Origin of the sequence: Mycobacterium sp. MS1601 (genome assembly GCF_001984215.1) — a bacterium.
Lineage (GTDB): Bacteria > Actinomycetota > Actinomycetes > Mycobacteriales > Mycobacteriaceae > Mycobacterium.
The window spans coordinates 147,274-171,079 of sequence record NZ_CP019422.1 but is presented as its reverse complement, the minus strand read 5'-3'; the positions used below and the strand labels follow the sequence as shown (position 1 = coordinate 171,079).

The following is a 23,806-nucleotide window of genomic DNA, read 5'->3' as shown; positions in this document are numbered from 1 at the left end:
CCTGTCAGCACTTCGGCACGCGGTGCCGAAAAGCGCCCACCGAAGAAGTAGGCGAGGCTTCGGACCTACGACTACCAGAAGGGCGACGATGAACATCGCTTTAGACGATCACCTTCCCGATGTCCACGCCACCGCGTGGATCGCCACCAGTGCCGCCGTAATCGGACAAGTCCGCGTAGGAAAGCAAGCGGGAATTTGGTACAACGCAGTTGTACGAGGCGACTTCGATTCGATCGTTATCGGCGACCGCAGCAACATTCAGGATGGCTGCGTCCTGCACGTCGACGCAGGGGCGCCACTAGTGGTCGGTAGCGGAGTGTCCGTGGGCCACAATGCCATACTCCATTCCTGCACCATTGGCGACGATGTCCTCATCGGCATGGGAGCCACTGTCCTTAACGGGGCGGTAGTCGGGGCGGGAACTTTGATCGCCGCGAACGCTCTAGTACCAGGTGGTGCGGACATTCCACCGGGCTCCCTGGTTACCGGCGTCCCAGGCAAAGTTCGGCGGCAGATTACAGATGATGAGCGACAACACATTAAAGACAACGCAGCTCGGTACCTGATCGCTCAAGAAGTGCACTCCAGAGCCCGAATCGTCTAGAGCCTGTGATCGTTGGGGGGGGTCAGCTTGACTCCGATCCGATGCGACCAATCCAACCCGGCCCCGAGGGTAAGGCCCACCGATGAGCACGGCGGCGACTGCGAATTATGCGAGCAGCTGGCGCGCCGTTGCGAGACGGCGCGGGTATGGGGCAGGTTGATGAAATCCGCTGTAGCGAAGTGGGACTCGGCTTTGACTGCCCCGGCGTGAGGGTGGCGGCTCGGCCCGGTCGGGGCGGCGATGCTGTCACGTGGCATGGGGGAGGGTGGGTGCTGCGGTGGCCGCGGCGGCGAAGTCACCGGCGGTGCGGTTGCGGTCAGCGGGCGTCTTAGACTTAGCCAGCTCCGTGGCGATCACGCTGTCTCGGCAACCTTCGCCATCTAGCTTTCCTGCGAGCGGATTTCGTCATCATGACCCCTGGGCAACGACTTCCGCAGCTCGTCCAGTGCTATGAAAGCGCTTGCCACTGTGCCCAGTTCTTCCGGAGTGGGGCCGGCTGGAGTGGGGATCTTCGACAGCCGCTGCGCGAGTTGGGTCAGGCTGTCGCGGTCGCCCTGCAGCGCGGAACGTTCGTCGTCGGTGAGGGCAAGCTGCTCCAGCATGCGTTCAACACCGTGTCTGACGGACAGTAGCTGGCCCGCGCTAGACTGTTTGGGGAGGTAAAACGGGCAGCGAGCGCAGGCAAGGCGGTGAGGACATTTCGCGAAGAAGTCGTAGGTGCAGTACCCGTCGCCGAGGTCGTAGTACTTCCACGGTTGTCCGTCGGCGGCAGCGCCGGTCATGATTGTCTCCCGGTCGATGAGGACCTGGATGGTGCGGACGTTGCGGGCGAAGTAGTCAGCTTTCTTGTAGGCGGCGGTGAGGCGTCGTTGCAAGATGGTGGCGTAGTGCCGGGTGCTGGAGTCGTGCTTGTGGCCCAGCCATTCTCTAAGGTCGACCAGCGAGAGCGGTTCTGGTGCGTTCAGCAATTGGGTGGCGATGGTGGCGCGGGCACGATGGCTGGTCAGGGCACCGCGTGAGTCATGTTCGGGGATACCGGCTTTGCGGCACAGCACGGGGATCAAGTGGGCGTTGAGATAGGACGATCCGATGAGTTCGCCGCGCACGCAGAACAGGAACTGCTGCCGTTGTCGGGTCTTGCGGTCGATGAGGTCAGGCTGAGGTGGGCGGATGGCGCGCCATGCGTCGATGAGTTCACCGACGAGAGGGTCAACCGGCTTGCTGAATGCTCTGCTGGTCTTATTTGCCGGGACGTGCAGGAGGCAAATCGGAAATGGTGCGCCGGTCTTGTCGTCGCGTCCCTCGTCACGGCGGACGCAGTTCAGCTCCAAGCGGCGGATCTCGTCGATGCGTAGGCCCGCGAACAGCCAGACGCCGATCAACGCGCGGACCATCTCGATCGGGTAGTAGGTGCGATGTTCTGAGCTCGCGGCACGGGCAGCAGTGCTGCCATATACCTTGAGATCCGTGGCCTCGACGGTTAATCCGGCAGCCATCAGTTTGGCCCAAGATGCATCGTCGATGATGCGCGGATTCGGACCGAGTTGTGCACGCACCGACAGCGGCCCCGCGAGCGCCTTGCGGGGGTCAAAGCGGGGAGTAATCCACTCCCATTCAATGAGATCGAGGAAGAATGCACGTACGCCGTCGATGCGTTGGACTTTTCCCACCGCGCTTAAAGACTGTCCGGTTCTGCGGGTGTCGCGGTTGCAGCCGGCCCATTGACCGTGGGTGGCGTTGAGGGTGTCAGCGACGTACTCGGCGGCGATGTCACGGGTCCACAGATGCGGTTCGAGGGCCTCGGGGTGCTTTTCGGCAGCCCAGCGCCCGGCAATGAGGATGATGGCGAATCTTCCGCGGATCGAACCGGGTTCGATAGTGGTCGCGTTGCGCCATCGCAGAGCCCACTGAACCCACTCGTGCGGAGCGGAGTCCAGCGTTTGTTGGCGTGGCCCGCGCTGACGGGCATTGCGAGCTACCGGTGCCCGCAGGATGCCGTCGTGCGCCAACACGCGGGACAGTTTGATCAGCCCCCTACGGCGGGCCCCGTTGCCGTAGAAGTCGGCCAGTGCGGCCACGGTGTCCTCGGTGAGATCGGTGAGGGTGGCGGTGCCGCTGCACAGTAGGAGGTCGCACGTGGCCGCGGCGACTTGGCTGCCGCGAGTGTGTTCGGAGACCTCCCACCTGCGCAGGGTGTCCTGGACGTGGGCGATTGCGGCCTCTACAGCGGGTTTGCCGTAGGCCAGCCCGGCGGTGGTTCGTACGGACACCCTGACGTCGTGGTGCAAAGTGCGGTGTCCGGCGACGACGTTGGCGATGGCGGTTATTGGGGCGCCGAGCTTGGTGCTCGAGTCCACGGTCGCCAGGTCACGCCATATCTGTGCGTCCCATTCCCAGTAAGGGCGTTGCTCGATGTGCACGCGTCGCAGGAGGTGGCTGCGTGCCCGCCCGGCAATGTCGGGCCGCCACCCCGTCAGCAGCGGGGTCACGGGGTTCACGAGGCGGTGCAACGCGCGGGTGGTGGGGGCGCTGAAATGCGGGCTTCTGTGGTCGAAAAGCCTAGCTAATACGGGGATTTCGTCATCGGTCAGCATGATCACCACATCGAAACTAGAGCGGCCAGTCGCCGCTCTTGGTCGACGTGCAGGGAGGCGGAGGCGGCGTGGAACTTCGCGGCCAGCTCGCGGCCGGACAGGTGGAGGTAGGTCAGGGTGGTGGAGAGGTCTCGGTGCCCGGCGTACTGCGCGATCTCGTCGATGTCCCATCCGGCCCGCGCCAAGTCCGTCAACCTGAGGTGCCGCAATGTGTGAGTAGACAACTCGGGCACCTGGGCCCGCCCGGCGATAGCAGTGACAGCTTTCGACCATGCCGAGGCACCGACTCCAGCCCCGAGATTACGGCGGGACGTGCTCAGGAACAGGGCACCGTCGACCTTGCCGAACGTATCAGTGCGCTGGCGCAGGTAGACCACCAGCAGCTGCGCTGAGGTCGCCCCGAACGCCACAGTCCTGGCGCGTTGGGACTTGGTCGTCTCCGCTCGCACGTGAATCAGAGACCACGCCGGCTCAAAGTCACCGATGCGCAGCGACACTAATTCTTCGCGACGCAGGGCCCCGTCGTAGGCCAGGCAGAGCATCAAGCGGTTGCGCAGCGTGTCGGAGGTAGCAGCCTCCAGGATGCGCCCCCACGCGTGCTCGTCGGGAATCCACGGAGCCTTATGGGCCACGCCGACCAAGCCTCGTCGCGGTTGTTTCCCGCGGCGGCCCGCCTGTCCCCGCCGAACCGGGTTACGCTCGCGGAGTTGATCTTCGACGAGGAAGTCGTAGAATCCGCGGACCGCGACGACCCGCTGTTGCACCGTCGCGTCTGACAATCCACACGCCCCGCCGTCGTCGCGGGCGCGTGTGCGCATGTCCCCGATCCAGGCCGCCACGACGTCGCCTCGCGCAGTAACGGGATCAGCACCTGCCGCCACACAGTAGGTGAAGTAATCCTGCAGCGCCCGACCGTAGGCGTCGATCGTGTTGGGGGCGCGCCCGATATTGGCCGTGAACTGTAACCATCGCCGACCCTGCTCATGCGCGCCAACGTCAGCGAAGCGCTCCCACGCAACCTCCTTCATTTCTTCACGATAGACCCCTATATTCCACATAAGGCAATAGCTGCAGGCACTTTTGAGCCATCGGCGGCCCGTGAGGTTGTAGACAAAGGTGTCGCAGTCAGCTCTCGTCCATCCCCATTGGATCGACCGCCGGGAGTTCAAGCTTTCTGAAGGCGGTCTGCTGCGAAACCCAGGGTCTTAACAGGACCCATCGCATCAGTTCGCGGAGGTTGCCAGCGCCAGATACAGCCGAGCCGGCAATGAGCGGCAGGGGCAGTCCGACCTCGCGGTCACCATACGGTGCCAGTCTCACTTCGAGAGAATCGAGACGGCTCAGATCCTCTACCTAAGCTCGATACCACGCCTAGATATGACGGTCGCCTCCGGCAATGCCGACCCAGCTCGGGCCGCCCGCCGTTAGATGTTCGCCAGGCAGCAGAATTGGGGGAAAGATCACCTGCACGCCCTGATCACGATCGCGTGTTGCCTCCCAACTTGAGAAGCTACGCGCCGTATTCCATGCTAACCCGTGGCGAGGCATCGTGACAACGCGAGTTGCTGCCTAACAACATGTTTCGTAAGTGTGGACCGGCCGCCGCGCAGGGGGGTCGGACTGCATCAGCGCTGTGGGTGCTGCCGTTATTGTTGTGGGGCGGGGAGCACGAGCGAGGATGCTGGCCGCCATTCTCGGTGCACACGCTGACCCGCAACCATGAGACGGCGGGGCGTTTCGACGACCGCGCTGTGCGAATTTGCAACCGGCGGCGGAGCCCGCATCGGTTGCGACCGCACGTTCTGGCTCTGCTGGTCTATGTTGTCAGGACGCCCCGGCGAGCTTTGTCGGCATGCGAAGACCAGAGATGCCACCGTCCACTTCCACGATGCTGCCGGTCGTTGAGGCGGCGGACGGGCCGGCGAGGTAGGCCACCGCGGCCGCGACTTCGGCCGCGGTAACCAGTCGGCCGAGCGGTTGGCGTGCTGCTAAAGCTGACAACTCGGATTCTGGGTCGGCGGCGGACTCGATCAGACGCTGGATCCAGGGGGTGTCCACGGTTCCTGGACTCACGCAGTTGACACGGATTCCCTCGCGTACATGGTCGGCCGCCATTGCTCTGGTGAGCGCCAGGACCGCGCCTTTGGTCGCGCTGTAGAGCGCCCTTCTCGGTAGCCCTGCAGTTCCGGCGATCGACGAGATATTCACGATCGCAGGGTGTTTTGACTGCCGGAGGTGCGGCAGCGCGGCGCGGCTGACTCGGACGATGCCGAGTACGTTGACGTCGTAGACCCGTAGCCATTCGCTGTCGTCGTTGTCGGTCACCGTACCTTGAGCACCGACACCAGCATTGTTCACCACGATGTCGAGACCGCCCCATCGACGCACGACCTGCTTGATTGCCGCACGGACTGACGTGTCATCGCCGACATCGCAGCGGATGGCCGTTATCCCTGGCTCTGCGGTGTCATCACGGTCGAGTACGGCCACTGTTGCGCCCAGGCCGTTCAACCGTTGGGCGACGGCCGCTCCGATGCCGGACGCGCCGCCGGTCACCGCGGCCACCAAGCCGTCGAACTCGCCGGCGGTCATCTGCCGGCTGCTGCCAGTTGTTGCGCCTGCTCGCCGAGGCGTTCGATGCCGATGCGCATCACGTCGCCGTCGCTGAGGTACGGGAACCGACCTGAGAGGGCCACGCCCTGTGGGGTGCCGGTGTTGATGATGTCACCGGGTTCGAGAACCAGGTATTGCGAGAGGTGCCATACAGTTTCGGCGACGGAGAAGATCATGTCCGAGGTGCAGGAATCCTGCCGCGCCTGCCCGTTGACCGACGACCACAACCGTAACGACTGCGGATCGGGCACCTCGTCCGCGGGTACCAGGTAGGGCCCGAGCGGGTTGAAGGTTTCGCAGCATTTCCCTTTGGACCACTGTCCCCCGGAGTCGACGATCTGGTAGTCACGCTCGGATACGTCGTTGGACACCGTATAGCCGGCGATGTAGTCGGCCGACTCGGCGGCAGAGTCGAGGTATCGGGCCCGCTTCCCGATCACGACCGCCAGTTCGACCTCCCAATCCACGCGGGTCGCTCCTGGTGGGATGAGCACCGTGTCGTGCGGTCCGACAACGGTATTGGGGTGTTTGAAGAACACGATTGGCGCCGAAGGGGGCGGCGAGCCGGTCTCAGCGGCGTGTGCGGCATAGTTCTGTCCGATGCACACCACTGCCGACGGCCGGGCCACCGGCGCACCGACGCGTTTCTCATGCGGGGCTGCGACCGGCTGGAGACGCCGCTGTACCAGCGCTTCCCGGGCTGCGGCGACGCCGTTCGACGCCAGGAAGGAGCCGTCGATGTCGGTGGTCAGCGGTGAGAGGTCGTAGATGGTGCCGTCATGCTCGACGGCGGGCCTTTCGGCGCCGGCTTCGCCCAGTCGCATCAATCGCATCGCTACCGGGCCACCTGAAGGACACCGTCAACGCGGCGGGGAACCGCATGGAAGTCGTCCCGTAATTCAGTGGGTAGCACCCATTCCGGTGCAGATTGCCAGGTCATCGGCCGCAGGAAACGCCGGATGGCGGTGGCTCCGACCGAGGTGTGCTGGGTGTTGGTCGAGGGCCAAGGGCCTCCGTGGTTCTGCGCCCATCCGACGTGCACGCCGGTGGGGAAACCGGCGTACAACAGCCGTCCCGCACGGGGTGCCAGGACTTGGGTGAGCTGTGAGATCGTGTCTCGCTCGGCGGGTTCGGCGTGGATGGTTCCGGTCAGCGAACCTGGCAGGGCGTTGAGTAGGTCGAGATCCTCTCCCTGTTGATAGCGCACAACGATGGTGGTCGGGCCGAAACATTCCTCGATGTCTGTGGCCACCAGGTCACAGGCGGAAACTTCGAGCAGTCGTGGGGACACCGACAGGCCGATGGTGTCGGGGGCGCCGCCCTCACCGATCACCCGCATTCCCGCCCCGGGTTCGGCGGTGCTGTAGGCCTGATAGATGTTGCGGTTCAGCAGGGTCTGCGCGCTGGCGCCGGCGAGCAGTCGCACCGCCTCGGACACCAGCGTGTCGCCCGCGGTGTCGGCCGGGACCAGCACCAACCCGGGTTTGGTGCAGAGCTGCCCGCCTGATCCGGTGACCGAAGCGATGAGTTGCTGAGCCAGGTCGGCGCCACATGCGGCGGCAGCCCCGGTGGTGATGATCACCGGGTTGAGGCTGGCCAGCTCTCCGTAAAACGGAATCGGTTGTGGCCTCGCGGCGATGGCGTCCATCAGGGCCCGTCCGCCGCCGAGCGAGCCGGTGAACGTGACAGCCGTGATCGCCGGGTCTGACACCAGGTCGAGCCCGGCTTGCCGACCGAAGACGAGTCCCGTCACTCCTTGTGGCGCGCCGACGGCTTCGGCCGCCTCTTGCAGTGCCGCGTGGGTGGTCAGTGACATCAGCGGGTGTGATTCATGGGCCTTGATGACGACCGGGCACCCCGCCGCGAGTGCGGCCATGGTGTCGCCCCCCGGTACCGAGAACGCCAGCGGGAAGTTGCTGGCCCCGAACACGGCCACCGGCCCGATGGGGACGAGCATGCGACGCAGGTCGGGGGCGGGCCCCATCGGCGTGTCGGTGGCATGGTCAACGACGGCTTCGAGGAATGAGCCCTCCTCCACGACGTCGGCGAAGAACCGCGCCTGGTAGACCGTTCGGTTCAACTCGCCACCCAGGCGCTGTTCGGTCAGCGCCGTTTCGCGGATGCCGATGTCGATGATCTCGGCGCGCCGGGCTTCCAGCGCGTCCGCGGCAGCCCGCAACAGGGCCGCGCGCATTTCCCGGCCGCCGTCGGCGTACTCCCTTGCTGCTGAGGCGGCAGCGGCACACGCGGCGGCAACCTGCTCGGTGGTGGCTTCCGAGGCGGTGGTGGTGGTGCTCTCGTCGGTGGCCGGGTTGACGGTCTGCACGACGGTCACGATCGAACCTCTTCCTGTTCGCGGATCAGGCCTTCGTCGGCCAACGCGTCCCACAGTGCGCTGGGGATGGGGCTGCGGTACAGCTGGGCGTTGGTGCGAATCTCTTCGGCGCTGCGGGCGCCGAGAAGTACTGCTGCTGTTGCGGCGTGGCGGTGGGGGAATTGCATGGCTGCAGAGGCCAACTCGACGCCGAAGCTCAGGCAGATTTCCTGGATCCTGCGGGCACGGGTGAGCATCTCCGGCGCCGCCGGAACATAGTCGTAGGTGGCGTCGTCGATGGGTGCGGCCAGGATCCCGGAGTTGAACACGCCGCCGCTGACAACCCCGATTCCACGCTCCTCGCACAGGGGGAAGAGCTCGTCGGCGGCTTGTTGGTCCAGCAGCGTATAGCGGCCGGCCACCAGGAAGTAGTCGAAGTCCGCCTCTTTGGCGAACGCTGCCAGCATCGCCGTCTGGTTCATCCCGACGCCGATGCCACGCACCACTTTCTCGTCACGCAGCTGACGCAGGGCCGGGAAAGCGCCCCCCAGGGCGTCGGCGAAGTGCTCGTCGGGGTCATGGATGTAGAGCAGGTCGATGCGATCCAACCCCAACCGCTGCAGGCTTTCCTCCACCGACCGCAGCACGCCGTCGTGGCTGTAGTCGAATACCGGATTGACATCACCGTCGACTTTGTAGAAGTGCTCTCCGCCGAACAGCTGTTCCGGTGAGGGTGGGGCGCCGTGCCGGATGAGGCGCCCCACCTTTGTTGACACCACGAACTCGTCGCGCGGGTACCGCCCCAGCGCCTCACCGAGCCGGCGCTCGGACTCGCCGTAACCGTAGAGCGGGGCGGTGTCGAACGTCCTGATGCCCAGATCCCAGGCAGCAGTGATGGTTTCCTCGGCTTGCTGGTCACTGACCGTGGAGAACAGGTTCCCCAGCGGGGCGGCGCCCAGACCCAGCGGAATGGGGTCTACGGCGCCGCTGCCCGACAGCGGTGCGAGCGCAGGGCGGAATGGCATGGAGTTCTCCTAGGCGTGGACGTCGAACAGGTACCGCTGAGCCGGCGAAAGTCGTTCGTAGAGACCGGGTGTCAGGTAGTCCTGCTGCACGAATTGCTGGATAAGGTCACGGCGGGTGTAGGTGAGGTGCAGCATGCGCCGCCGGTCACCGGAGATGTTGTCGGTGCCGCCGTGCCAGAGGCTGGCGTTGGTAACGGCCATCCCGCCTGCCGGGCAGGTCAGGTGGATCTCGCCGGGGTAGGGAGCCAGCGGATCCTCGGGGAACTTGGTCTGGTCGCCGTACTCACCGCGCTGTTGCTCCCCGGCTGCGACATCGAGGTTCAGCTTCGGGGTGTTGTTGTGCGGCCACTTGTGTGAGCCGGGCACGATGCGGGTGGGGCCGTTGTCCAGGCGCAGTTCATCGAGGCAGATCAGCGCGTTGACCAGACGCCAGTCCTCCTCATGGGCTTTGGGGACGTCGCTGTGCAGCGGTTGATTGCCGCCCCCGGAGTGCGGGTCCCGGATGTTCGCGCCATGCAGTTTGAAATCGTCGAAGAGGTACAGCGCCGCCGCCAGCACGGGCTGCAGCACCAGCGAGGGATCGAAGACCTCGGATTTGTTGAAGATATTTGACAGCCGGGTGGCACCAGGCTCGGGATCCATCACCAGCCCCGATCCTGCTTCCTGCTCGGTGATCCGGTCGAACTCCTCCCGCATGGCTGCGCACTGCTGCGGGGTCAGCGCGTTGGCAACGATGAAGAACCCGTTGGTGTCCAACTGTTCGCGCAGGTCGTCGTCCAGCGTGGGATCGACTCCCAATTCGATGAGTGCCTGCTTGGAATCCATTGTCATGTGTCCTTTCTCGGTGCGAGCGTCGGTCGGTGGTTGTTGTTGTGGTGGGTGTTGTCGTTGTCGAGGAGGATGGTGCGCAGCCCGCGCTGCACGCTGCAGATGTGGGCAAGCGCGGCGGCCTCGGCCAGTGCGCTGTCTCGTTCCCGCAGTGCGGTGTAGATGTCGCGGTGCTGTGCGCGGGTGAGTTCCTCGACCTGCAGGTCGAAGGTCAGCCGTTCCCGCCGGGCGCGGATTGTTGGTTCGGACAGGCCTCGCAGAACTGCGGTCAACCAAGCATTGCCCGCACCTTCGACGATCCGGTTGTGGAATTCCACGTCGAGCTTGATGAAGTCCTGCGGGTCGTGGGTGTCGTCCATCACCGTCAGCAGGGTGGCGATCTCGTCGAGCTCGCCGTCACTGATGCGTTCTGCGGCCAACCGGGTGGCGCCCGGTTCGAGCAGCCTGCGAACCTCCAGGACATCCAGCACGGTCTCGTTGCGGGCCAGCTCGGCGGCCAGGGTGATGCCGTGGAGCAACTCGTCGGGTTCGAGGCTGGTGACGTAAGTACCGTCGCCACGTTTGACCGACAACATCCTGGCGTGGGTGAGTGCCTTGACCGCTTCGCGGGTCGACCCACGGGAGATCCCCAGCTGCGCTGCCAGTTGCTGCTCGGGTGGGAGCCGCGCCCCCGGCGACAGATCGCCGTTGACGATCAGCGCGCGCAGCCGCTCGATAGCGGTGTCGGTCAGACCCATGGGTGCACTCCGCGTCATGTGTTAGTTGACGACCGGCGGATTGACCAGCTTCTGGATGTCCGGGTCGTCGATGTTCTCTTGCGTCACCAGTGTCGCGCCCGTGTCGATCATCTCGTCAACCGTCTCACCGTCGGCCATCTTGTTCAGTGCCATCACGCTTTCGTAGCCGATCTTGAAGGGGTCCTGTACGACGAGCGCCGACACCGTTCCGGCCTGCAACGCGGACACCTCGTCGGGCGCGTTGTCGAAGCCCACCACCACCACGTCGGCGTTGCGTGCCTCGATGGCCTGGACTGCGCCCACCACACCGGGCTCGTTGAGCCCGAATACCGCGTCGAGGTCGGGATTGGCGGTGAGGATGTCGTTCATGATGCCCAGCGCCTTGTTGACGTCGCCGTCGGTGTATTGGGTGGCCACCACCTGGATGCCGGGATATTTGGCGGCGATCTGGTCTTCGAAGCCCTTGAGCCGGGCCTGGGAGGTGGCGGACGTGGCGAGGAAGGGCAACAGGGCCACCTTGCCCTGGCCGTTGAGCTGTTCGCCGATGTAGTCGGCGGCCAGTCCGGCGGCGGCTTCGTTGTTGGTGGCGATCAGCGGAATGGACTGCGGCTCGATGCCGGCATCGGCGCTGACGATCGGGATGTCATTGGACTCGGCCTGGTCGACGATGGTCTGCAGAGCCTGAGTGTCGTTGGCCGCGAACGCGATCCCTGAGACCTTGCGGTTGACGAAGTCCTGCAGGATGTTCATTTGTCCGGTGATGTCGCTCTGGGTGGCGGTGCCACGCCAGATCAGTTCGGCGCCGAGTTCGTCGGCGGCTTTCTGCGCGCCGGCGTGCAGGGTGCCCCAGTAGAAGTACCCGGTGGACCCCGGCACGACCGCGAACTGCCGCTGGGCCGCTTCACCTCCCTCACCACGGTTGCAGGCGGTCATGCTGGCGGCCATCACCACAGCCGCGGCGGAGGCGAGGATGCGCCTCCTGGTCAAGGCGCTGAAACGGATCTGCATTTTGGTCTCTTTCTTGTGCGTCGTTGCAGGGAGAGGGAACTGCGGGAGAAGGGACGTACGGCTTGCAGGGGTGTGCCTACAGCTAGGGGTGGTGGGTGCCGGCCTTGCGGGCTCGGCTCTGGCGGAACTGGTCATAGAGGACGGCGAGGATCACGACGACACCGACGATGACGCTCTGCCAGAAGGTGGAGATGTCGAGCAGGTTGGAGCCGTTGCTGATGAGCTGCAGGATGGTCGCGCCGATGATGGCGCCGAGGATCTTTCCTTCGCCGCCGAAGAGGCTGGCACCGCCGATGACGGCCGCGGCGATGGCCAGGAGGTTGTAGTTGGCTCCGGCCGCGGGCTGACCGCTGACCACACGAGACGCCTCCAGGACACCCGCCAGCCCGGCCAGCAGTCCGGAGATGACGAACAGGGTGACCAGCACCATGCCGACGTTGATGCCGGACAGTCGGGCGGTGCGCGCGTTGCCGCCGATGGCGTAGGCGGCGCGTCCCAGCGTGGTGTGGGCGAGCAGCATGTGGCCCGCGATCGCGACGATCACCATCACGATGACCGGCACCGGGATTCCCAGTACCTCCCCGGTGCCCAGCCATCCGAACCCGGCTGGAAGCCCGTACACCGCTTGACCGTTGGTGATCAGCAGTGCGGCGCCTGCGCAGACGCTGAGGGTCCCGAGTGTGGTGATGAAGGCGGGCAGGCCGAGCTTGCTGACCAGCAGTCCGTTGATCAGTCCGACAACACCGCCAACGGCGATGCCGATCAGCAGGCCCAGTGGGATGCCGACACCGAAGGCGACGATCGCTTTGGCTGAGACCACTCCGGACAGAGCGACAATCGAGCTGACCGACAGGTCGATCCCCGCGGCCACGATGACCATGGTGGCCCCGACTGCCAAGATGGCCAGGCTCGACATCTGAACCAGGTTGCCCTTGATGTTGGAGGTGGTCAGGAAGTGTGGGGTCAGGATGAACAGACCGATGCACATCACGATCACGATGGTGAACGGCGCCAGCTGGTTGGCCAGCGGCCCGAGCACGCGCCGCAGGGCCGACGTGGATTTGGTTGCGTCGGAGGCAGTTTGACGCTGCGCCTCGATGGTACTCACTGGTGCTCCTTCATTACGAGGTCGGCGGTGGTCAGCGGCGGCAGCTGCTCGGAACGCTTCTGTCCGGTGGCGTCGTACATCACTGCTTCGGAGGTGATGCCGTCGCGCGGATGTTCCCCGGTGATCTGACCTCCGCGCATGACGATCACGCGGTCACTCATCCCGAGGACCTCGGGCAGGTAGGACGACACGAGAATCACTGCCTTGCCCGCGGCGGTGAGGGTGTTGATGAGTTGGTAGACCTCGGTTTTGGCGCCAACGTCGATACCACGGGTGGGTTCGTCGAGGATCAGTACGTCCACCCCGGCAGCCATCCACCGGCCCAGCACCACTTTCTGTTGGTTACCGCCGGAGAGTTCGGCGACGCTCTTTTCGATGCTGCTGCAGCGGATGCGCATCTGGGCCACGGTGTCCTCGGCCAGACGGCGTTCCTGGATGGATTTCATCACGCCGAATTGGCTGTTGAGGGACAGACATCCCAGCCCGATGTTCTCGCGGATACCGAGCTTGCCGACGATCCCGCTGGCGCGCCGGTCGTCGGATAGGTACCCCAGTCCGCGGCGTACGGCGTCTTTGGGTTGGCGGGGCTGTAAAGGTTGTCCGTTGACGAGCACCTGCCCCGAGGTGCGGGGGATGTCGCCGACCAGGCAGCGCATCAGTGAAGACCGTCCCGCTCCGAGCAGACCGGCGAATCCTACCACTTCGCCGGCTCGCACGGTGAAGCTGACCGGCTCGGTTTTGCCGTCGACCACCAGGTCGCGTACGTCGAGCAGCACGTCGCCGACCTCGCTGCTCTGCTTGGGCATCATGTCGGTGAGTTCGCGGCCCACCATTTCGGTGATGAGCATGTCGACGGTGGTGTCGGCGACCTGATGGGTGGCCACCGCTGTGCCGTCGCGCATGACCGTCACCGAGTCGCAGACGGCGATGATCTCCTCGAGGTTGTGGGAGATGTAGAGGACGGACACGCCGCGGTCCGACAGGCGGCGCATCAGCGCGAACAGTTCCTCGGTCTCGGTCTCGGTCAGCGCGCTGGTCGGCTCATCAAGAATCAGGACTTTCAGCTCGCCGGTGACGGCTTTGGCGATCTCGACCATCTGCTGTTGAGCGATGGTCAGCTCACCGGCTTTGGTGCCTAGTGGAATGTCGACGTGCAGTTGAGCCAGCGCCGCGGCGGCGGTCTTGCGGACCGACCGCCAGCGCACTGCCCCGAGGCGGTTGGGCAGACTTCCCAGCGAGATGTTCTCGGCGACACTGAGATTGTCGGCCAGGCTCATCTCTTGGAACACCATCGCGACCCCGGCGGCGTGCGCTTCCTTCGGGCTGCGGGGGTCGATCGCCGTACCGTCGAGGGTGACGCTGCCGGCGTCGGGGCGCTCGACCCCGGCCAGCACTTTCATCAAGGTGGACTTTCCGGCGCCGTTCTCGCCGAGCAGCGCGCGGATCTCGCCCCGTTCGACGGTGAGGTCGACGTCGGACAGCGCCTGCGTTCCGGGGAATGCCAACGAGATTCCCCGCATCTGCAGGAACGCGCTCACGACCGGCTCACCCAGATCTGGCCGTCGGGGTAGCGGTGTTTCTCTCGGCTGTCCGCCAGGATCTCCGCCGAGTAGCCGGGCAGGCTCGGAACGACGTAGTGACCGTTGTCGACGATGCACGGGTCGACGAAGTGCTCGTGCAGATGATCAACGAACTCCACCACCACGTCGTCGAGATTCCCGGCCACCGCGATGTAGTTGAAGATCGACAGGTGCTGGACGTATTCGCACAGCCCCACTCCGCCTGCGTGGGGGCAGACCGGGATGTTGTGCTGCGCGGCCAGCAGCATGATCGCGATGTTCTCGTTGACCCCGCCGACGCGGCAGGCGTCGATCTGGCACACACCCATTCCCTTGGCCTGCAGGAACTGCTTGAACATCACCCGGTTCTGGATGTGTTCACCGGTCGCGACGCGAATGGGCGCCACCTGGCGGGCGATCTCGGCGTGACCGAGGACGTCATCCGGGCTGGTCGGTTCTTCGATCCACCACGGGTTGTAGGGGGCCAACGCCTGGATCCACTTGATCGCCTCGTCGACGTTCCACACCTGGTTGGCATCGACCATCAGGTAGCGGTCGGGGCCGATCTCCTCGCGCAGGAGCGCGGTGCGGCGAAGGTCGTCATCCAGGTCACGCCCGACCTTGATCTTCATGTGGGTGAAGCCTGCGTCGATCGCTTCCCGGGCCAAGCGGCGCATCTTGTCGTCGTCGTAGCCCAGCCATCCGGCGGAGGTGGTGTAGGCGGGTAGCCCGTTGGCCGTGATGGACTCGATGCGTTGCTGTTTGGTGGGTTCGAGCCGGCGCAACATGTCCAGCGCAGCCTCGGGGCTCAGCTCATCGCCGATGTGTCGGAAGTCGACCAGGGCGACAATCTGTTCGGGGGTCATGTCGGCCAGCAACTTCCACAGCGGCTTGCCCTCTTTTTTGGCGTAGAGGTCCCATACCGCGTTGACCACCGCAGCCAAGGCCAGGTGCACGACACCCTTCTCCGGTCCCAGCCACCGCAACTGGCTCTCGCCGGCCAAGCTGCGCCAGAACGCCCCCATGTCGGAGAGCACCTCGTCGAGGTCGCGACCCACCACGTACGGGGCGTAGGCCTCGATCGCCGAGACGCAGAGTTGGTTGCCGCGGCCGATGGTGAAGGTGAAGCCGTGACCTTCGAGACCGTCCCCAGCATCGGTGCGGATGATCGCGTAGGCCGCGGAGTAGTCGGGATCGGGGTTCATGGCGTCGGATCCGTCCAGCGACAGCGACGTGGGGAAGCGGAGGTCCAAGGCCTCAAGCGCAGTGATCCGGGGCAAGTTCTCTCTCCTTGACAAGGTGGCCGGAAGTCGGCCGCGTGAGCTGGGCGGCTGCGGGATGTTTCATCACAGACATTGGATGTCTGTCTAGCTTGCACGGTGAGCTGCCTCACTGTCAAGCTCTTTCGGTGAGTTGTTTCATCTAAGTGAAACTGGTGGTAGATTCGGCCTTGGACGTGCTGATTTAGCGCCGGACAGGCCGTATGACCGTGGCTCCACCCCAATATTCCGTGCGCTGGCATCACCTTCATACATCCAATGTCTTGACCTACAGAGCGGAGACTCATGAACATCGTTCGCTTCACCGATCACACCAACCCCCCGCGAATCGGGCTGCTGGCCGGCGACGCCGTCACCGCGTTCCCCGAGGACGTCACCTTGAGCGGACTACTCGGGTTGCGCCTGGATGCGCTCCGCAGCCGGTGCGCCGAACTCGACGGGCCACGTCTTCCGCTCTCGGACGTCCGGTTACTTCCGCCGGTCGATGGGCGCACCGAGATCTGGGCGGCCGGGGTGACCTATGAGAACTCTCGGCTGGCGCGGATGGAAGAAAGCGAACACGACGCCGACATCTACGCTCGGGTGTACGACGCGGCGCGGCCCGAACTCTTCTTCAAGTCGACGTCGTGGAAGGCTCGCGGACATGGGGAGCCGATCGCGGTGCGTGCAGACTCCCCGATCAATGTCCCCGAACCCGAGGCGGCGGTGGTGGTGAACGCTTTCGGCGACATCATCGGCGTCACCGTGTGCAATGACTTGAGCTCACGCAGCATCGAAGCGGAAAACCCGCTCTACATTCCGCAGGCCAAGACCTACGCGGGGTCCTGCTCGGTGGGCCCGTCGATCCGGCCGATCTGGGAGATCGAGTCCCTGGACCGCCTGGCAATCACGTTGACCATCAGCCACGACGACACCGTCCGCTGGACGGGCGAGGCGTCAACCGGCCAGCTGAAGCGCCAGCCTGCTGACCTGGCCGCGAGTCTGTTCAGCTCCGACGACTTCCCCGAGGGTGCCATCGTCTCGACCGGCACCTGCCTGGTACCGGAGCTGCCGTTCACCCTGGAAGCCGGTGATGTCGTCTCGATTGAACTGGAATCAGTTGGTGTGCTGTCCAATACCGTTGCTGTCGGCCTGGACGAGTACCGCCAGGCACTGTCAGTCATGCCGTCAAGGTTCGACGTGGCGGTGTCGTGAATGTGATTGACGCGCACCATCACCTGTGGAGCGCTCCGGGCCGCGTTGGGTGGCTGGCCGAACCTGGCCACGAAGTTCTGCGTCGGCCCTACTCCATGGCCGACCTGCATCCGCTGCTGCAATGCGAAAAGGTCGACGGCACAGTGCTCGTCGAATGCGGCAGCGGCCGTCACGACGAACTCGCCGTCATGTTGACCGTCGCCGCCGAGTACCCCGAGGTTCTCGGCGTGGTGGGCTGGGTGGACACCGCAACCGGAAACGTCACTACCCAGATCGAACGGGCATTCGCCCATCCACTTGCGGACCGGTGGCTCATGGGCCTGCGGATTCAGGCCCAATCCGAACCGGCCGACCACCTCGAACAGCCCGAGGCACAGGAGGCCGCCGCCGCACTGGCCAACCGTGGCCGGGTGCTGGAAATCGTGGCCCGCCCGCAACACCTGTCAGGTGCTGCGGCGCTGGCCCGCAACCAGTCACGGTGCCGGATCGTGCTCGACCATGCAGGAAAGCCCGACATAGCAGGGGACACCGACGAAACGTTCGCCCAGTGGCGAACCGTCATGGCGGATCTCGCGTCGCTGCCCAACATCTACGTCAAGTTGTCTGGGTTGGTGACCGAGGCCGACTGGACTTCCTGGACACCGGACACGCTACGGCCGTACGTCAAGGTGCTCCTCGAACTGTTCGGTGCCCGCCGCCTGATGGTCGGTTCCGATTGGCCGGCGTGTCTGCTGGCCGCGGACTACCACGCTGTCATGGAGGCCGCACGGGACTGCCTCGACAACATCTCCGAAGAGGAACGGCACTGTCTCTTCGGCCGCACCGCCATCGCGGTCTACGGACTGCAGCCGTGACCCCCGGACACGACGGCTGCGGCGACGGGCACACCGGCCGCCGGTTACGCATCGACCTCACCACCGGCGAAACCCGCACCGAGACCCTCACACCGGCGCACTGCCGAACTTATGTCGGCGGCGGACTGGAGGCCACGCGACTCCTTCTGGCCGAGACCAAGCCCGGTTACGACCCGCTGTCGGCGCCGGCACCCCTGTGCTTCATGTCCACCGCCGTCACCGGCCACCCGGCTATCGGACTGGCGCGTGTCATCGTCGTCGCCAAATCCCCCATGACCGGCGGCATTGGGGAGTGCCGCGTCGAAGGGCCCTACGGTCACGCACTCAAAGCGACCGGCTGGGATGCCGTCATCATCACCGGGCGAGCAGCCCATCCCTGCTACCTGCTCATCGACGCCGGCGGGGCGCACATCCTTCCGGCCAAGGACATCTGGGGCACCGACACCGGATCCGCCACAGACACCTTGGAGTTCCGGCACGGGTCTGATGTCCACTGCGCGGTGATCGGGCCGGCCGGGGAACGCGGGGTGCGCTACGCGAGCATCGAGACCGACCGTACCTTCGCCGCGGCCCGCATGGGCCTAGGAGCGGTGATGGGCGCAAAGAACCTCAAAGGTGTTGTGCTATCGCCCGATACAGCACCGCCACCCGCCGACGAAGCAGGCCTGGCCGTCCTGACCTCCGCCTATGCAAGCCGGATCGCCGACAATGACCTGACCCGCTCACAACAGCAGGTACCCGGCTTCGGCGCCTGGCCCACCGAAGGAAGCTCACTGGCTGGATACGGCCAGGGCCCCAACTACAGCACCAGCCGAATAGTCGACTTGGGCAACCTCACCGCACAGGCGCTCACCGAGCGGATCGAAGTATCCGAAGGTGGCTGCCCCGGATGCCCCGGTGACTGCATCAAGACATTCCGTAACGCCATCGACAACCGCGCCGGCGGATTGCACCAGGAGGCCGTCGCCGCATTCGCGCTCAACCTCGGCCTCACCGACCCCGACCTGGTGATGGACCTCAACGCATCGTGCCACCTCTGGGGCGTCGACCCGGTATCCCTGTCCTTCACCGTCAGCATGCTCTGTGAGGCACGTCAGCACCATCTCTTGGACGGTGTCGATCTGGCCGGTCACGATCCGGTGTTCGGCGACTCACAGGCGTTGACAGCACTGATGGCAGACATCGCCACCGGCGTCGCGGCCGTGTCGTGGTTGGGCGAAGGTGTCCGTGCAGCGGTAGCCCACCTCCCAGTCGAGGCCCGCCACTTCGCCATGCACATCAAAGGCTTGGAGATGGTCTCGTTCGAGCCACGAGCATCCGCCGGACAAGCGCTGGCCTACGCCGTGAGCCCGGTCGGTCCCCGCTACGAAATCGTCGAACACGACATCGATTTCGATCCAGTCGGCGGTTGGCGGCACGGGTTGGAAATGATGCGCACACTCGGCACCCTGGACTGGGAGCCCATGGAAACTCTCGACGACGCCCGTGTCGCCCGAACAACGATGCTGCTCGACATGTGGAGCGGCATGGATGCACTCGGAGTATCGCTCTTCGCCGGCCCACCCGTGCGCGAACTAGATCTACCGGATCTGGCGCGACTGATTCACCTGGTCACTGGGTGGCGCACCAGCGACCGCGAACTGTTCGTCTGGGGGCGACGTCGATGGCACCTGATGCGGCTATTCAACCTACGCGAAGGAATCACCGCCGAGCAAGACACCCTTCCCGACCGGTTCTTCACCGACCCGATCGACGACGGCCGCCACCGCGGTATCGCGATCAACCGAGAAGCCTTCGATGACGCAGTAGCCCTCTACTATAGGTTGGTTGGCTGGGACAGCAACGGCATACCTACACCGACCGCTCTGATCGAAGTGGGTCTCGGTACGCATCTTGCAGGCGTATAGGCGGCATGACTTACCCACCGCTGCAACGATTTCGAGGCGCGAGCACAAACGTCGCCGCCAGTCGACAACACTGTATCCGCGGGGCGCTGCCGCTGGCCACAACGGCTTGGGGAATCAGCCAGAAGTTGCCGCCGGAAACCGTACGTGCGACGACGGCGCCGTCGTCAGACATTCTCCGCAACCCGTCCTCCATCTGTCGGGTTCTCGCGTTCATGGCCAAGAGATCCACAGCAGCTAACTAACTCGCAACTGGGGCACACAGCTTGCAGTTCAGGCCCGGCCGTCGTTCAGCAGGACCCGGGCGGCCTCTGAGTACCGGATGGCCGTTCCGTGAGATAGTCCGAAGACGGCGGCAAGGTGGAGTGGATCCGGTCCGTGTGTGATGGCTTCTTCGAGTCGGCGATCGACGCTCAGCTTTCCGAGCGTGGCCTTCAGCCCACCGAAGAGTTGAGTGACCGTGTAGTCGCTCACCGGTCGGGCGTCGTTGGCTGTTACGGAGGTCACCAGTAGGTGGCGGTTCGCGGTGTACGGCCAAGTTCTTCTTCGATAGTCGAGGTATTGAATGAGTATTCGGTGCGTCAGCTCATCAATACGGCGGGTGTGTCCCTTGATCGTCATTCGTCGTGCGCCCAAGTCAATGTCATCAAGTCGCAGGTTCCGGATGTCCGCTGGCCGGGCTGCGTGGACGGCAGCGAGAACCAGCGCGATGCGATGCTGGGGAGTGGTGGCGGCCACGACGGCTTCTCGGTAATCGTCAGCGTCAACCGGCAGCAGTGCGGCCGGGGCCACGCGGCCGGGGCGCAAGCGGATGGTCGGATTGGCGAAGATCCGTTTCTCACGCTTGAGGTATCGAAACAGCGAGCGCAAGACCACCAAGGTATGGCTGCGACGGTTCGCGGGAAGGCCGTCGACGACTACGCAAATGTCGTCGTTGGTGACCTCCCGTAGATTGCCATAGCGCTTTGACCAATCGCGCAGGATAGGGGCAGCTACCCGGCAGTACTCGTTGGCGGTTCCAGGCTGGCGTGGTTTCGAACGGCGGGAACCACGTCGCAGGTGTCGCAGCCAGTCGAGCACGTCGTCTTTGATTCCATCCGAGATGTCGGTGAGTCGGCGATGCCAGTTCAGTTCTGCGACATCGGGTCGGTCATCGAGGAGCAGACCGGCATCATCAAGGACGGCGGCTACGCGGGTGACGCTGATGCCCTTGAGCGCGGCAAGCGGCTCTAGCTCCGAGTAGCGGACGCGCTCGTCGGGCGGACGACACGCTAACGCCATCATGAGGCCGCGCCGGACATCGTAGGTCAGTCGCTGCGACCAGCCGTGGGATTCGGCGATACGGTCGGCCGTGCGCATGGCGAGTGTGATGTGGGGTTCTCGCACGGCGTCTGCCGCCCACTGCGAGTGTGGCGGCCGCTCGAACTTGCTGAGGTCGCGACAGGTTTCGAAAAGGCTGTATTGGCCAGCGCCCTCGGCTGGCCGGAACGACGTCGGCGGTGCGACTGTTCGGCGCACTTCGGGCTCCGAATCACGGGAGCAGTGGTAGTGAATCCGCAAGGCTTGCAACATGTCCGCGAAGAACAGCTGGTGGCTGTCGATGGTTTCCAGGACGGGAAGAAGTGATCGTCCATGCCCCGGCCGTTCCCTGTTTCGGCGGCTTGCCTCGCTCCAGCACATTCGGCAGTAACCCTTGAGCCGGTGCCGTAGTCGCCCACACGCAGCGCACTGGCCCCGGTAGTCGTGATGTTTGCGGTTGAAGCTGTAGCAGGCAGCGCAGCGCGGAAACCACCGCAGCGGTCCCCAGGCGTGGCAGTCGACACAACTACCGGTTTTCAACGTTGTCACGCAATCGAGGCGTTACTCGGGAGGCAGCGTGCGGCCACTCGGTGGGCGTGGCCGCACAACCGGCCGGCGCTCGTCGCCTACCGCCGTGGCCACATCACTTGCCGGCGCATTGCCGGGCGCTGTGATCGAAGAGTCACGCAAGAGCAGTTCTTCAGGCCCGCAGTCAAGCACCGAGCAGATGATATCGAGGTCGTCGAGCTTGATGCTGTGCGGCTGCCCTGACCATAGTCCCGACATCTTGCCTGCGCTGATGGCCAGCCCGTGGTCACGCAGAAGTCGTTGGAGCTCACTGGCTTTCCAGATTCCGCGGTTGGCGGCGGCGAGACGCAAGTTCCACTTCATCATGGTAAGAGTCCTTCCAGTCGACTCGCGGCGCGTTGTTGCCCCTTGAGCCAGGCGTCTTCAATGTGCTCTCGATGGACGTGCACATAGCGCATCGTGGTGGCGACCCACTGATGGCCGAGAAGTTCTTGGATCGCAACCAGGTCCATCCCTGAGCGATAGACCTCAGAGGCGCAGTAATGGCGGAGCACATGGGGAGTGAGTCGCCCCTTCCACTGCGGTAGATGCCGTTCGACTGCCTGGCTCAGCGCTGCCCGGAGCGGCTCCCGGGAAACGCGGATGTGGGATCCATCAGGGTGGTGGCGTTCCGAGGGGAACAAGGGCGTTCCAGGTTGGTCCCATCCGTCTCCGAAATGCCCCCAGACATCCTCGACGTACCATCGCAGAGTCCGGTCGGCGCCGTTGATTAAAGGAACGACGCGCTGTTTGGGCCCGCGCCCTCGCGAGCCCTTTCCGCGGCGGACGTGCAATTTTCCGAAGCGACCGAGTTCCCACCTGATGTCGTCGAGATCCAGGTAACAACACTCGTTGATACGCAGCCCTATCCGCATCATCAGTTGTGCTGCGGCGTAACTCCTAGCCATAGGTGCGAACTTGCGACACTGCACCAAGTCGCTACGCCATCCCGCGAAGAGCGTGTTGATCTCAGCTTCCGACGGGGGTATCCGGATCGAGGTGGCGGGACCACTAGCCGGCCGATTCATTTCGTCGACCGGGCATTCGACCACGATGCCGGTGAGGTTGTAGATCTCGGCCTTGTGCCGCAACTCTAGGTAGTCGAAGAACAGCGACAGGGTGCCCGCTTTCCCGTGCCGAGTGGCTGGCGCCGAGTTCCGCAGAACCTTGCCCAGATACTCGTCCGCGTGGCGGGGCTGCAATTCCCATAGCGGCGCTCCGAACCAGTCGCGGATCTGCTCGAGGTCAACGAGATCATTGCCGATGCTGGTGTCGGCCATGCCCGCCGCCGCGCGAGCCAACACGAAGCCGGCCATCACATCGGTCTCGAACTCTGCCAACTCCTCGGCCGTCGCCTCGCGCCGAAGCCCGCGCAGATCTCGTACAGCAGCTAGCGCCACCCTGCATCCCTCACTTCACCAATCCAGTAGAAGGATCAGGATAGTGCACAAATATTCACAATTCCCGAATTTCAGTCACTATCGCGGAGAGAACGGTCCGCGTCGACATTTGGCGCTGATCAGGAGTTAATTGCGGCTGGCAACGATCGCGACGACATCAGGGGAACCTGAGGCAACTAAGTCAAGGGGGTAGCGGCCGGTTCGGGCTGCTGTGTTGTAGGCGGCGTCGCGCTCGGCGCGGCCCGTCTCGTCGAGCTCGAAGCCAACGTAATGCTGGTAAGGCTGCCCGCCGGTCAGTCGGGCGATCACCGGGTCGAGGACCGCGCCCTTGGCTCGGGCGCTGCATTTGCGGGCACCGCCGCGCTGCGGCAGGGTGCCGGCGGTGAGCATCTCCGTCGACAGCGCGTAGGCCCCCTCGACGAAGAGTCGGTCCGGTTCGGTGGTGTCGCTGAAGGTGGTGATGCCCTCGCCGGCGGCGGTGGTGAGCAGCTGGTGGCGGCCGACCTGGACGAACCGGACCCGGTGGCGGCGCAGCTCGGGGAGCACGTACCGCTCGACGTCGGCCCCGGTGGCACTGAACTCGTCTCCGGTCATGGCGGTGATGACCACCAGGTCGGACAGGTCGAAGTCGCGGCTGGACGGGTCGGTGAGCCAGCGCAGTAGGACCGCCGTGCTGTCCAATCCGAGACCGTAGGACAGCACATGCCGGGGGTGCCGGCGTGTGCTGGTGTCGGCGCCGAAGAGACTGGCCTGGCCATGGTGTGTCTGGGTGCTCATCGTGGGTACTCCCGCCCGTTCTTTTGCCTTCTGGCGCTAAAGATTTGGGCCGGTAGAGGGCCGTGGAGTGCAAAGGTCCGGGCGGGGCAGGTCCCGGGTGAGCGCAGCGAACGTTTGTGGGGGAGCTGCCCCGAGCCTGTG

The 23,806-nt window shown here is 64.7% G+C and carries 20 protein-coding genes; 4 read left to right on the top strand and 16 right to left on the bottom strand.

The genetic code is table 11. The annotated features are described in order from the left end of the window. Positions 1–88 precede the first annotated feature (88 nt). Positions 89–604 carry a gamma carbonic anhydrase family protein gene (locus BVC93_RS32540; RefSeq protein ID WP_083741807.1) on the top strand — a complete coding sequence of 172 codons (516 nt, stop codon included), beginning with the start codon at positions 89–91 and terminating at the stop codon, positions 602–604. Positions 605–984: 380 nt separating this feature from the next. Here the strand turns inward: BVC93_RS32540 and BVC93_RS32535 are convergent, their stop codons facing one another. From BVC93_RS32535 to BVC93_RS32480, 12 genes are all read right to left on the bottom strand, one after another. Then, positions 985–3,102, bottom strand: coding sequence for a tyrosine-type recombinase/integrase (locus BVC93_RS32535; RefSeq protein WP_236950570.1), 2,118 nt, complete (start codon positions 3,100–3,102; stop codon positions 985–987). Positions 3,103–3,200: 98 nt separating this feature from the next. After that, positions 3,201–4,226, bottom strand: a complete 1,026-nt coding sequence (locus BVC93_RS32530; RefSeq protein ID WP_083741833.1) for a tyrosine-type recombinase/integrase — start codon at positions 4,224–4,226, stop codon at positions 3,201–3,203. A 796-nt stretch (positions 4,227–5,022) separates the two neighbouring features. After that, positions 5,023–5,790 carry an SDR family NAD(P)-dependent oxidoreductase gene (locus BVC93_RS32525; RefSeq protein WP_083741806.1) on the bottom strand — a complete coding sequence of 256 codons (768 nt, stop codon included), beginning with the start codon at positions 5,788–5,790 and terminating at the stop codon, positions 5,023–5,025. Continuing rightward, a complete protein-coding gene (locus tag BVC93_RS32520) occupies positions 5,787–6,644 on the bottom strand; it encodes a fumarylacetoacetate hydrolase family protein (RefSeq protein WP_083741805.1) in 858 nt (285 codons plus the stop codon). The genes BVC93_RS32525 and BVC93_RS32520 overlap by 4 nt, the downstream gene beginning before the upstream one ends. Before the next feature lie 2 nt (positions 6,645–6,646). Beyond that, entirely contained in the window at positions 6,647–8,146 is a 1,500-nt protein-coding gene (locus BVC93_RS32515; protein ID WP_083741804.1) for an aldehyde dehydrogenase family protein, read from the bottom strand. Next, complete coding sequence (locus BVC93_RS32510) at positions 8,143–9,150, bottom strand: aldo/keto reductase (protein WP_083741803.1); 1,008 nt, start codon at positions 9,148–9,150, stop codon at positions 8,143–8,145. The genes BVC93_RS32515 and BVC93_RS32510 overlap by 4 nt, the downstream gene beginning before the upstream one ends. Before the next feature lie 9 nt (positions 9,151–9,159). Next, the gene (locus BVC93_RS32505) at positions 9,160–9,981 is read right to left on the bottom strand and encodes a phytanoyl-CoA dioxygenase family protein (RefSeq protein WP_083741802.1); all 822 of its coding nucleotides are present in this window, start codon (positions 9,979–9,981) and stop codon (positions 9,160–9,162) included. After that, positions 9,978–10,715 (bottom strand): FadR/GntR family transcriptional regulator, encoded by a 738-nt coding sequence (locus BVC93_RS32500; protein WP_157517377.1) that lies wholly within the window; start codon positions 10,713–10,715, stop codon positions 9,978–9,980. The genes BVC93_RS32505 and BVC93_RS32500 overlap by 4 nt, the downstream gene beginning before the upstream one ends. Positions 10,716–10,736: 21 nt before the next feature. After that, the gene (locus BVC93_RS32495; protein WP_192860464.1) at positions 10,737–11,723 is read right to left on the bottom strand and encodes an ABC transporter substrate-binding protein; all 987 of its coding nucleotides are present in this window, start codon (positions 11,721–11,723) and stop codon (positions 10,737–10,739) included. 82 nt (positions 11,724–11,805) lie between these two features. Beyond that, positions 11,806–12,831: an ABC transporter permease gene (locus BVC93_RS32490; protein WP_083741799.1), complete on the bottom strand. Its 1,026-nt coding sequence runs from the start codon at positions 12,829–12,831 to the stop codon at positions 11,806–11,808. Then, a complete protein-coding gene (locus BVC93_RS32485; RefSeq protein WP_083741798.1) occupies positions 12,828–14,369 on the bottom strand; it encodes a sugar ABC transporter ATP-binding protein in 1,542 nt (513 codons plus the stop codon). The genes BVC93_RS32490 and BVC93_RS32485 overlap by 4 nt, the downstream gene beginning before the upstream one ends. Next, complete coding sequence (locus tag BVC93_RS32480) at positions 14,366–15,670, bottom strand: L-fuconate dehydratase (protein ID WP_236950569.1); 1,305 nt, start codon at positions 15,668–15,670, stop codon at positions 14,366–14,368. Before BVC93_RS32480 ends, BVC93_RS32485 begins: the two co-directional genes overlap by 4 nt. Positions 15,671–15,955: 285 nt before the next feature. Here BVC93_RS32480 and BVC93_RS32475 point away from each other — a divergent pair, with 285 nt between their 5' ends. From BVC93_RS32475 to BVC93_RS32465, 3 genes are read left to right on the top strand one after another with little or no spacing between them, the layout of a single operon-like run. After that, positions 15,956–16,864, top strand: a complete 909-nt coding sequence (locus tag BVC93_RS32475; protein WP_083741797.1) for a fumarylacetoacetate hydrolase family protein — start codon at positions 15,956–15,958, stop codon at positions 16,862–16,864. Further along, positions 16,861–17,718, top strand: a complete 858-nt coding sequence (locus BVC93_RS32470) for an amidohydrolase family protein (RefSeq protein ID WP_192860463.1) — start codon at positions 16,861–16,863, stop codon at positions 17,716–17,718. The genes BVC93_RS32475 and BVC93_RS32470 overlap by 4 nt, the downstream gene beginning before the upstream one ends. Next, the gene (locus tag BVC93_RS32465; protein ID WP_192860462.1) at positions 17,715–19,625 is read left to right on the top strand and encodes an aldehyde ferredoxin oxidoreductase family protein; all 1,911 of its coding nucleotides are present in this window, start codon (positions 17,715–17,717) and stop codon (positions 19,623–19,625) included. Before BVC93_RS32470 ends, BVC93_RS32465 begins: the two co-directional genes overlap by 4 nt. A 270-nt stretch (positions 19,626–19,895) precedes the next feature. On the opposite strand, the gene BVC93_RS34400 is transcribed toward BVC93_RS32465, so the two are convergent. From BVC93_RS34400 to BVC93_RS32440, 4 genes are all read right to left on the bottom strand, one after another. Next, positions 19,896–21,302: a hypothetical protein gene (locus BVC93_RS34400; RefSeq protein ID WP_236950568.1), complete on the bottom strand. Its 1,407-nt coding sequence runs from the start codon at positions 21,300–21,302 to the stop codon at positions 19,896–19,898. A gap of 180 nt (positions 21,303–21,482) precedes the next feature. Next, positions 21,483–21,812, bottom strand: coding sequence for a helix-turn-helix domain-containing protein (locus BVC93_RS32450; RefSeq protein WP_083741794.1), 330 nt, complete (start codon positions 21,810–21,812; stop codon positions 21,483–21,485). After that, a complete protein-coding gene (locus tag BVC93_RS32445) occupies positions 21,812–22,888 on the bottom strand; it encodes a tyrosine-type recombinase/integrase (RefSeq protein ID WP_083741793.1) in 1,077 nt (358 codons plus the stop codon). Before BVC93_RS32445 ends, BVC93_RS32450 begins: the two co-directional genes overlap by 1 nt. A gap of 126 nt (positions 22,889–23,014) precedes the next feature. Beyond that, a complete protein-coding gene (locus BVC93_RS32440) occupies positions 23,015–23,665 on the bottom strand; it encodes a hypothetical protein (RefSeq protein ID WP_083741792.1) in 651 nt (216 codons plus the stop codon). Positions 23,666–23,806: the final 141 nt, after the last annotated feature.